Raw genomic sequence first — 609 nt, forward strand, 5'->3', positions numbered from 1 at the left:
CACTTTGGCATGAAGGCCCACATTGGTGTCGATGCCAAGAGTGGCCTGACCCACAGCCTGGTCACCACCGCGGCCAACGAGCATGACCTCAATCAGCTGGGTAATCTGCTTCATGGAGAGGAGCAATTTGTCTCAGCCGATGCCGGCTACCAAGGAGCGCCACAGCGCGAGGAGCTGGCCGAGGTGGATGTGGACTGGCTGATCGCCGAGCGTCCCGGCAGGGTAAAAACCTTGAAGCAGCATCCGCGCAAGAACAAAACGGCCATCAACATCGAATACATGAAAGCCAGCATCCGTGCCAGGGTGGAGCACCCGTTTCGCATCATCAAGCGGCAGTTCGGCTTCGTGAAAGCCAGATACAAGGGGCTGCTGAAAAACGATAACCAACTGGCGATGTTATTCACCCTGGCCAACCTGTTTCGGGTGGACCAAATGATACGTCAGTGGGAGAGATCTCAGTAAAAACCGGAAATAACGCCAGAAATGGTGGAAAAAATAGCCTAAATAGGCTGATTCGATGTGTTTGCGGGAAAAAAATCGGCCCAGATCCGCGAAATTTTAATCAGCGAGTCAGCTTGGGAAGAAATGACCTGCTTATTCGCACCTTCC

At 53.2% G+C, this 609-nt stretch carries 1 pseudogene; it reads left to right on the top strand.

Annotated features, from left to right (window positions below):
* Positions 1-462, top strand: a pseudogene (locus F9C28_RS20000) (IS5-like element ISKpn26 family transposase); the annotation flags it as partial.
* Positions 463-609 lie beyond the last annotated feature (147 nt).

Source organism: Shimwellia pseudoproteus (genome assembly GCF_016415625.1).
GTDB lineage: Bacteria > Pseudomonadota > Gammaproteobacteria > Enterobacterales > Enterobacteriaceae > Shimwellia > Shimwellia pseudoproteus.